Origin of the sequence: Microcystis sp. LE19-41.2A (assembly GCF_027530405.1) — a bacterium.
In the GTDB taxonomy this organism is placed as follows: Bacteria; Cyanobacteriota; Cyanobacteriia; order Cyanobacteriales; family Microcystaceae; genus Microcystis; species Microcystis aeruginosa.
Genome location: NZ_JAPZQJ010000317.1, coordinates 1 through 9,179, shown reverse-complemented (window position 1 = coordinate 9,179; position 9,179 = coordinate 1). Strand labels below are relative to the sequence as shown.

Here is a 9,179-nt window from a genome sequence, read left to right as displayed (position 1 = left end):
GACTCCGAGACTCCGAGACTCCGAGACTCCGAGACAGCTATCAGGGATCGGATTTGAGTTTTCAGTTCACTGTTTACTCACATCAGCAAAAGGCTGACGGCTGAGAGCTTAGATGTGTAATTAATTTTGCTTAGGTACTTATCCTGTTAGAATCGAAACGACAGCAGCGATCGAGGAGTGCAAAAAATATGGCAGCGGGCCATGAAGAAAATCCGAGAATGCCCCTAGATAAAGTTATTTTTGTCATTGCTTGCGTCTATCTAGGTTGGGTGGTGGCATGGCTAATCAGTCAAAAAAATGCCCCTGTCTCTCAAAATGGCACGATTTCCCCGGAAGATCAAAAGTTTATCGCCTATCTGCAATCATCTCTGACTATTATCGATCGCCAAGGTGCAACTTCATCCCCCGATCCTGATCCTTCTCCTAAAAATAACCCTTCTCCGGTAGCCACGGTTCCACCACCACCCCCCGCTAATTTACCGGTTAATAATACTCCCCAGATCATAGAAAGAATTTACGTTCCCGTTTATCCCCAAACCCCTGAAACGGCTGCCAAAATTGCCCCGGTTACACCCGCAAATCCCGACATTTCCGCGCCACCATTACCGGCTGCCCCCCAAGTGCATCGGCCGACAGCAGCGGTTATTCCCACTAATAATCAGGTAAAAAATACCCTGGTGGGGGTGATGGATTTAGGCGATCGATCTTCAGCTTTATTTGATAATAAGGGGATAACGACGCGTATTTCTCCGGGGGAATTTATCAACGGTTGGACTTTAGTGGAAGTTGGTAGTCAACAGGTTATTTTGTCTCGCAACGGACAAACGAAAGTCTTAGAAGTGGGACAATCTTTTTAGGGTGAACTCCCGGCTGGGCGAGATTGTCGGGGCTTCTGAACTCACGGGGGAATGCCTGAAGATAGACTTACGCCCACCTTGCGGATTTGGTATGATAGAGACAATTAGAACAGGTTTGAGAACTAGGAAAAAATCTATCAATCTCCCTCAATAAAACACCTTATTGACAAGCATTTTGTTAACGAAGAAAATAAACTGTAGCGGTAATAATACTCAGAATTACCACAGTCCAGCGCAGATAACTAGGAGAGATAATTCTAGCTAGTTTTCCCCCCAATAAACCCCCAATTAAAGAGCCAATTGCTACCACTATCGCCGCCGACCAATCTACCTGATTAGAAAAGAGAAAAAACCAAGATGCCGCTACATTAACCACCAAAGAAAGCAACTGTTTTAAAGCATTTAATCTCGTGAGATTATCCTTGAGAAATAAGCCCAAAATTGCCAACTCAATCACCCCTAAACCCGCCCCAAAATAACCACCATAAATTGAAGCGAGAGCGATGGGTAAAACCGCCAAAATTTCTGGTATATGACCATTTTCGTCCCCCTGTCGCCGCTGCAACCAAGAGCGTAAAGTATCTTGAAAAGCCAATAAAGCCGCCGCTAAAAGAATCAGAAAAGGAATCAGGCGCTCAAATACTTTATCACTACTATTTAACAGCAAAATACCACCGATAATGCCGCCAATAACTGCCGATGGTAGTAATAACCTAATCCGTTTTTGTTGCCCGTGCAGGTCTTTTTTTTGGGCGAGAGTTGCCCCCAGATAACCGGGGCATAAAGCGACGGTATTAGTCACATTTGCCATCACTGGTGGGATACCCACCGCCATCAGCGTCGGAAAAGTAATCAGACTACCGCCACCGGCAAGAGCATTAATTAAGCCGGCAGCCACGGCAGCGATTGCTAGGAAGCCATACTGAATAGGCGTGAGCATTTAGGCGTTAGGGATAGTAATTAGGGCTAAATCAATTTTTTCCTCGTCAACTTGCTTAATTTCGGCTTTAATTCCTGGTCCAAAATATCTTTCGATTTTTTCCTGTTTTGCCAGCCACTTTTCTAGGGGTAAAAGGGGCGATTCAAATTCTAGGGTGAGACAATAGGCGGAATCAACAGCAGTTTCACGAATTGCCACTAAAGTCGGTCTTTCCTCGTCCGTGGGGCTTAATCCCAGCTTTTCTAGGGCTTCATCCAGATGCACTTCCTGTCCGTAGCGATAGCGGGTGACATCGTTGCGAAGTTTGGTTTGGGTGACAGTGGCCTGTTGTTGGCGCAATTGCAATATTTCGGGGCTAGTGGGTTGACTGAAGGGTATAGGTTTGATTTCTGAAGCTTTTAGGGCTAAACCTCCCAATAATAACGGTAATCCGTAGAAAAAACCCGCTAAATTTACCGTGGCGTTACCTTGGGCATAACCGATGATCCCGATAACCGTTAAAATACTGCCTAAAATTAAGCCAAAGTATGATAGTCTAATTTTCCTGAGCATGAAATAATTTTTTTCTTGAGTACGCTAATCCTTTAGAGATTATACAACTCCAAAGAATCTTTTTTGCAGATGGGCAGTGGGGAGATTTTTCAGTTATCAGTCATCAGTCATCAGTCATCAGTGAAAAGAAAACAACGAACTTGACACTTAATAAGTAAGTAATCTCAATTAACTGTTAGATAGTGGGACAGGCTTCTGGTTTTTTGTATTTTATCTTTAATTGTAACCAGCTACTTAGTTGATGATAGGTGGTGCGTTAGGACGGATTGTTACCTTCAAGTCAAAACAGGAATTTTTGCCGTCTAACGCACCCTACGTTTTACTTAGTTGATGATAGGTGGTGCGTTAGGACGGATTGTTACCTTCAAGTCAAAACAGGAATTTTTGCCGTCTAACGTACCCTACGTTTTACTATTGCCGATGTACTCGCAATTTCTCAATTAATTGAGATAATTTCTGGTCAGAAGCGGCAGTAATAAAGTCTAATTTAAACTTTTGTCCCTGACTGAGATATTCTGCATAACTAGACCGAAGAAAAGGACGAAACTTTTCATTATCAGCAATATAAACTTCAAAAAAAGAGACCAATAAAGCCCCCGCATAATCCTCGATTAAATTTTGATCGGGTAAAGTGATATCGACCACAGACTCCAGGGTTTTTTGCATTCCTGCATCCAATTCTGTAAAATTTACATGAGCTTGTCCCTCCACCATGGCCAGATATTTATCCGGCGTTTTTAACCAAGTAAAAGGAATGGCCTGTTCAAAAATCGGATTAGCTGCTGGGTCATAACTTCCTGAACCCAAGAGGACAGGAATCGAGATTTTACTTAAACCTTTTTCCCCAAAAATACTGCGGTTAACGGGATTAGCTGCAAAGACGGCCGTGACTCGTTCATCGCGAAAATTATAGACCTGTCTAGGCAATTCTAGGGCGCGACATTCCAGTAAAATTGCGATATTAATCCCGGAATAAGGACGGTTACAATCTTTAGCAAGATTATCAAAATCAATTTGCGCGCCAGCAACAGCTAGAGATGTATAACCCCCAAAGGAATGACCCGCTACTCCCACATTAGTTAGGTTAAGTTTACCTTGAAATTGACTAGCATTTCGTCTGGCTAATTCATCGATGACAAAGCTAATATCTTTGGGTCGATTAATAAACTCATTGCCATCAAAAATATTGCGATAATACCCCCCTAACATTCCTTGTAGGTATTGGGTATCACTGCCGGGGTGTTGCGGTGCCGCTACTAAAAATCCGTAGGAAGCTAGATGTTCAATTGCTTGGGCATAATCTTCTGGTCGCGAGGCTAATCCGTGGGAAAAAATAATTACAGGTGTTTTGCCTTCTCGGAAAGTTTGCGGGATATAAACATTCACATATAAACTGCGATTGCGACTGCTATCGGTTAGGTTCCAAACTTCTTTTTTTACCTGAAAGCTACCGCGCTGACGCAAATCGGGTAAACTGGCATAATTAATCGCTGGTTTAACGGCAGCGGCTTCCTCGGCTGTCCAGAGGCGCATATCTTTGATAAATATTTCCGCCACATAAACCGCATAATCGATGGTTTTAGCTAATCCGAGGATTTCTTCCCCCTGTAACTGTATATTATTGGGGAATTTTTTCAGGACATTTAAAAGGGTTAATCCCCCCGGATCGAAAGCGGCACTAACAATCGCACCCCGCAGGGCATATTTACCATTAATTCCCCCTTCAATGGTGATGCCTTTGCCCAAACGAGAGAGCATATCAGCACCCATCACACTATTAAAAAAACGAGATAGTAAAACAGGATCGATGTCAATTTTTGTTAATAAAGCCTCACGAAACTGCTCTCTTGCTTCGGGAGTTGCTCTGGCGAGAAATCTTTTTAAATTAGCATCAATCTTTCCTTCTTTAGCAAAGGTTTCTAGGGATGCTACCGATACGGAAAAGACGAGGGGAGTATAGACAAATTCAATTTCTTCGGCGGCTTTTAGGGGTAAAGCGGTCATACCCGCGGCGAAAAGACCTAGGAGAAAAGCTCGCAGCCGACGGGTGGGATTATTTCTGGGAAAACGATTTTGTAAACGGGGGATAATCATGGGATTTTTAGTTAGGGTAAATGACAACAATTAAAAGGGAAAAGTAGCATACGGCCAGTTGAAAAACGGTCTTGGTTACTTGATTTCCTTAACCACGGCTCAAAGGTATTGAGACGAAGGTTTCTGAGGTACTAAGGGGCCAATTTAAGGCTAGGGCAAGCGATAAAGTGCCAAGCAAAGTAGGACGAAAAAGCATGAGCAAAACCTCGATAGATTAATCTGGGAGATTTTGATTCTAGATTATTGAGTATTTCTGAGTATAACATCTAAAATAGATATTATATTAAAGTTGTTTTTATGTCAAGACATGAGTCATTAATAAAAAAACAATAAATACATACATTTAATAAGTGAAAGTGATATATTTTGAGATGAAAATAATCCGATAGGGTTTTTGACTGGGATAAATTGCTAATTATTGCGAATGTGAATATCTTGCTGCGGGAAGGGAATCTCGATACCCTGTTGAGTAAACCTATCAAGAATAACACAATTAATATCACTAATTACTCGCTTTTTCCTGTTGACATCATCCAACCAGAACTTTAATTCAAAGTTTAAACTAGAATGATCAAAATTAAGAAAAAAGGCTACTGGTTCGGGGTTTTTAAGTATGTGAGGATGTTGCTCGGCAATGTCTAGCAATAAATTCATCACCTGTTGGGCGTTAGAATTATAACCAACTCCGATAACAACTGAACAATAAATCAAGTTATCACTACCCGTGTAGGTGGTGACATCCTCAGTAAAAAACTTTTGATTGGGAATAATTTTTTCGGAATTGTCTGTAAGAATTTGCACTGTTGTCGCTCGAATACCTAGCTTTTTTACCTGAGAAGTCTGTCCTTCAATATTAATGATATCACCGGGTTTGAGAACTTTTTCAAATAATAGTAAAATACCGCTAATGAAATTACTTACCACTTGCTGCATACCGAAACCAATACCCACCGATAAACCGCCAGTAATTGCCGCTATTGCCGTTGCATTAACTCCCACATAACCCAAGATGATAATAAAACCTAAGACAATGAAAAAATAACGTCCTAACAGTAAAGTTGCTTCAATTTCACCGCGACTCGCTTGCTGATTTAAATTAGTAATGCTCAGAATTATACTCTCTATAAGAACAACAATAATTACCAGAAAATAGGGAGCTATTATCAAAATAAATATGCTTCTCAATGTGATCGGACTATTGAATAAATTGAAGGGAGATACTTGGGCAATTTCTTGAATATTATTGTAAACACCAATAATATTTCTCAGGAGGAATAATACCAATAAAGGTGCTAAAAGCCGACCATGATAATATTTAATTGTATTGACGGAAAACCTAGCGTATAATCCAGCTAATAAACAACGATAAATCAAATAAAAAAATATTAATTGTATGGATAAATTAATCATTCCTCTTGTCCAGTTTTGACTGAAAAAAATTAGATACTTTAAGTCAAGTAAAATTAGACTAATAACTGGAAAATTAAGAAAATGTATCAGGATAGCAAAATATTGACGGAGGGTTAATTTTTTATCACTATGGATCAAACTGGTGACGGGAGTAAATCTTTTTTCTAAGTAAGACCATAACCATTTTGATAATAACCAAGCAAGAATTAAAGACAGAAAAATGATCGCTAATTGACTTTGAACATTCCTGCGTCCTAAAAATAATAATTGGTTAGCAATTATTTCCGAAAGAGAGGGGATATTGTTGTTCATAATTAATTTATTTTCCTGACTTCCTGATCGAGACCTGATTGAATATAAAGTGTCAGTTTTTGGGCTGCTGCTGAGGAAGATATTTCACCAGCGATCGCTCTTTCATACCAAAATTCTCCTTCTTCTAAAATTTTATTCAACTTTTCCCAATCATCCAGAGGTACTGCCACGGCATTTTGAGATTGTTGTAATAATACCGATTCGATCGGTAGTAAATTTCCTTCGATCTGCACCCGTCGATTAGTGGGAATAAAACTTTCTGTTTGGATGATTGCTTGTAATTGTTGTTTGGGATTAGAGAGAAATTTTCCTAAAGCTAACCCCAAACTATTTTCATTATCACTATTATTGCGATTAAATACCATCACCCGTGTATAGAGAATTGGTGCTGCTTTACCCTGAGTTTCTTGGGGAAGTAAAGCGACTCTGAGATCATCTTGTAGGCTGTTTTTTAAATCGGCAATTTCAATAGAATTACACACATAATAGGTTAAGCGACCTCCAGCAAAGGCATCATGAAGTAATTCCCGTTGACGATTGAGGATAAAATTAGGCTGTGACGAGGCAAATTTTAGCCATTCTAGCCATTTTGCCCAACCATCTAAGCGAGGTTGCAGCCGACCCTGATCATCCCACAAATAGCCGCCAAAAATTGCCATTCCCCAAAAAGTATCTTCAAAAGAGGAAACTATCCCCACAGAATAGCCTTTGCGCGCACGTTCCACTAATCCCCCTAAACTGGTGGGAGGTTGCTTCAGCGCTGGATCGGGACTAACTTGTAATTTTTTTTGATTATAACACAGTACATTGGTACGAGAACCTAAGGGAATACCATAGATTTTTCCTTGATAGCTAACTTGTTTCAGCGTCGGGGGATAATAAATAGATAAATCTAGATTGTTCTGGTCAATTTCCCCCAGTACTCCTTGGGATACTAATCTGGGTATATTTCTCGAAAAAATTAGAATAACACTCGCACCCAATCCGCTTTGAGATTGTTTAAAAAAACGTTCGGGTATCTTATCGACAGGAATAGCTTGTTCAAGAATTGTCACTTGCGGATTTAATTTTTCAAACTCTTGCAAACCGAGACCTACTACTTCAGTTAAATTGCCCTCTTCTGGATACCAAACCAAAAGGGTTCCTTGCCGTTGCTCCGATGATTGGTTAGGAAGATCACTAAAACAAGCATAAAGAAAAATTGGCATCAAGATAAAAAGCAATAGGAGCGATATAATTACCCTTATTTTTTTACTTCTCCAAGCAGTTTTAACTCTGAGCCTTAGAAATTGCATCGCTCGTGATCCTTCAACAATCTTGCCATCTATTCATAGTACATGAAAAGGTGAATAATAATCTTCATCAGAAAAATAACTAACATGATCTTTTGTCAAGAGCCACCAGTATAGCAATAATCCCAGTTACTATCGGCTGCCATAATAGAATTAGTCCAAAACGCCCTGCAAGAACTACAAAATCTAGAGGAGGAAAACACCCCATGACCCATCACTACAGCATCACCATTCAATGGTCAGATGAAGACCAAAAATTTATCGCCCATCTACCTGAGTTTGGACCCTATACTCATACCCATGGTGAAACCTACAATGCAGCCCTAGAAAATGCCCTTGAAGTTCTATATCTCCTTATCGAAGACTACACTGCACAAGGCAAATCTCTCCCACGTCCCCAGGCTATTTCCGCGTAGCCCAAATATCCTCTATTACATTTGAGTCAGAACCGACAACCCCGAAATAAATGATGAAAACGTCAGCCAATAAGTAATTTTTGCTTTATTATGAGAGTAATCCCCTAAACCGTTAGAGGCGTAAGGCTTACGCTGAACAGAGAATCTCTCAACCCAAACCCTGAAGGAGTTAAAGATGACTGACCCTTTAACCGCGAGTGTACTGGTAACTCTGGCAATCCAAGAGTTCATTAAATCAGGTACAGGAGATTTAGCCAAACGCTTTACGGCGGAGGCTGTGGCGAAAATTCCTGTATTGTGGAGAAAGGAAAATCGGTCAAGGTCAATGAAGCATTGGCTAAATTGGAAAGTGGAGACAGTACGGACATTGAAACTATTACCAAAAAGTTGGATATAATTTTGGCTGAAGATCCTCTTTTTGCTGAGGAGTTACGAATTTTAGGACAGGAAATTCAAGCAGGGGAAATCAGCCAAGTTGGTTTAGATGACTTTGAAGCGGGAGAACTAGATGCTGAAATTGATCAAACAGTGAAAGGAAAAACAACGACTAAAACAGAACAAATTGGCACAAAAGGGGTAAGGGTTACAGGAAAAGCGACTATTAAAATTAAGCAAAACATTGATTAGGAGACAAAAATGTTAGAAAATCAAGCTCAAGCACTCAAGCCTATTGTTAAAGAGATTTTGCATGAATTATTATTGCAAGAACGGGAAACTTTAACAGATGTAATTTATGAAGTAATAGAGGATATTGCTCTAGCCAAGGCAATAGAGGAAGGTCTTGACGATGAAAATGTCAGTCGAGAAGAAATTTTTTCGTTATTAGCAGAGTAAATCATGCAAGTTGAATTTCGTCGCCTTTTTTTTCGAGATTTAGGCGCTATCAACGATCGTAAGCTACGACAACGAATTGAATCTGTCATTGCGGAGGTAGAAGCAGCCAATAGTCTAGCTGAATTAAGAAATATCAAAGCTATTGAAAGCAAACCGAGTTACTATCGGCTAAGAATAGGAGATTACCGCGTAGGTATTTATATTGAGGATAATATCATTGCCTTTGTACGAGTTTTGCACCGTAAAGAAATGTACCGTTATTTTCCCTAAGCCATGAACGACAAACTCAAGCAAACTAGAATTAAAGGTTATACGTTAATCTTATCAAAGATGGCTCTTCGTTACTTGTTATGGTTCGATAGGGGGGCATAAATCGACTAAATCCTTATCTGGCAAGAGACTTAATTGATTAGTTCGCTCTAGATAAAAAACAATTGACAAAAATCGCTAAATGCCTTTCTCTATAAGGGTT

At 40.0% G+C, this 9,179-nt stretch carries 10 protein-coding genes; 5 read left to right on the top strand and 5 right to left on the bottom strand.

Going from position 1 to position 9,179, the window contains the following annotated elements; translation table 11 throughout:
* The first annotated feature begins 188 nt into the window (after positions 1 to 188).
* Complete coding sequence (locus O9290_RS13285; protein WP_002763521.1) at positions 189 to 857, top strand: hypothetical protein; 669 nt, start codon at positions 189 to 191, stop codon at positions 855 to 857.
* A gap of 178 nt (positions 858 to 1,035) precedes the next feature.
* Here the strand turns inward: O9290_RS13285 and O9290_RS13280 are convergent, their stop codons facing one another.
* The 5 genes from O9290_RS13280 to O9290_RS13260 form a co-directional block, all read right to left on the bottom strand.
* Positions 1,036 to 1,797 (bottom strand): sulfite exporter TauE/SafE family protein, encoded by a 762-nt coding sequence (locus tag O9290_RS13280; protein WP_002763522.1) that lies wholly within the window; start codon positions 1,795 to 1,797, stop codon positions 1,036 to 1,038.
* Positions 1,798 to 2,349, bottom strand: coding sequence for a DUF2854 domain-containing protein (locus O9290_RS13275; protein WP_002763523.1), 552 nt, complete (start codon positions 2,347 to 2,349; stop codon positions 1,798 to 1,800).
* A 411-nt stretch (positions 2,350 to 2,760) separates the two neighbouring features.
* On the bottom strand, positions 2,761 to 4,443 hold the full coding sequence (locus O9290_RS13270) for an alpha/beta hydrolase (protein WP_288025037.1): 1,683 nt from the start codon (positions 4,441 to 4,443) through the stop codon (positions 2,761 to 2,763).
* A gap of 411 nt (positions 4,444 to 4,854) precedes the next feature.
* Positions 4,855 to 6,165, bottom strand: coding sequence for a mechanosensitive ion channel family protein (locus O9290_RS13265; RefSeq protein ID WP_002763525.1), 1,311 nt, complete (start codon positions 6,163 to 6,165; stop codon positions 4,855 to 4,857).
* 2 nt (positions 6,166 to 6,167) lie between these two features.
* Positions 6,168 to 7,460 carry a sugar ABC transporter substrate-binding protein gene (locus O9290_RS13260; protein WP_288087143.1) on the bottom strand — a complete coding sequence of 431 codons (1,293 nt, stop codon included), beginning with the start codon at positions 7,458 to 7,460 and terminating at the stop codon, positions 6,168 to 6,170.
* A 203-nt stretch (positions 7,461 to 7,663) separates the two neighbouring features.
* Here O9290_RS13260 and O9290_RS13255 point away from each other — a divergent pair, with 203 nt between their 5' ends.
* From O9290_RS13255 to O9290_RS13240, 4 genes are all read left to right on the top strand, one after another.
* Complete coding sequence (locus O9290_RS13255) at positions 7,664 to 7,873, top strand: type II toxin-antitoxin system HicB family antitoxin (protein WP_288059302.1); 210 nt, start codon at positions 7,664 to 7,666, stop codon at positions 7,871 to 7,873.
* Between the two features lie 297 nt (positions 7,874 to 8,170).
* Positions 8,171 to 8,500, top strand: coding sequence for a hypothetical protein (locus tag O9290_RS13250; RefSeq protein ID WP_288059303.1), 330 nt, complete (start codon positions 8,171 to 8,173; stop codon positions 8,498 to 8,500).
* Positions 8,501 to 8,509: 9 nt separating this feature from the next.
* Positions 8,510 to 8,707 (top strand): hypothetical protein, encoded by a 198-nt coding sequence (locus tag O9290_RS13245; protein ID WP_002763529.1) that lies wholly within the window; start codon positions 8,510 to 8,512, stop codon positions 8,705 to 8,707.
* Between the two features lie 3 nt (positions 8,708 to 8,710).
* On the top strand, positions 8,711 to 8,977 hold the full coding sequence (locus tag O9290_RS13240) for a type II toxin-antitoxin system RelE family toxin (RefSeq protein ID WP_002763531.1): 267 nt from the start codon (positions 8,711 to 8,713) through the stop codon (positions 8,975 to 8,977).
* Positions 8,978 to 9,179 lie beyond the last annotated feature (202 nt).

What these genes read in the sequence shown, in the direction of transcription:
- O9290_RS13285 (WP_002763521.1), top strand. Translation starts at nt 189, where the DNA reads ATGGCAGCGGGCCATGAAGAAAATCCGAGAATGCCCCTAGATAAAGTT.
- O9290_RS13280 (WP_002763522.1), bottom strand. Translation starts at nt 1,797, where the DNA reads ATGCTCACGCCTATTCAGTATGGCTTCCTAGCAATCGCTGCCGTGGCT.
- O9290_RS13275 (WP_002763523.1), bottom strand. Translation starts at nt 2,349, where the DNA reads ATGCTCAGGAAAATTAGACTATCATACTTTGGCTTAATTTTAGGCAGT.
- O9290_RS13270 (WP_288025037.1), bottom strand. Translation starts at nt 4,443, where the DNA reads ATGATTATCCCCCGTTTACAAAATCGTTTTCCCAGAAATAATCCCACC.
- O9290_RS13265 (WP_002763525.1), bottom strand. Translation starts at nt 6,165, where the DNA reads ATGAACAACAATATCCCCTCTCTTTCGGAAATAATTGCTAACCAATTA.
- O9290_RS13260 (WP_288087143.1), bottom strand. Translation starts at nt 7,460, where the DNA reads ATGCAATTTCTAAGGCTCAGAGTTAAAACTGCTTGGAGAAGTAAAAAA.
- O9290_RS13255 (WP_288059302.1), top strand. Translation starts at nt 7,664, where the DNA reads ATGACCCATCACTACAGCATCACCATTCAATGGTCAGATGAAGACCAA.
- O9290_RS13245 (WP_002763529.1), top strand. Translation starts at nt 8,510, where the DNA reads ATGTTAGAAAATCAAGCTCAAGCACTCAAGCCTATTGTTAAAGAGATT.
- O9290_RS13240 (WP_002763531.1), top strand. Translation starts at nt 8,711, where the DNA reads ATGCAAGTTGAATTTCGTCGCCTTTTTTTTCGAGATTTAGGCGCTATC.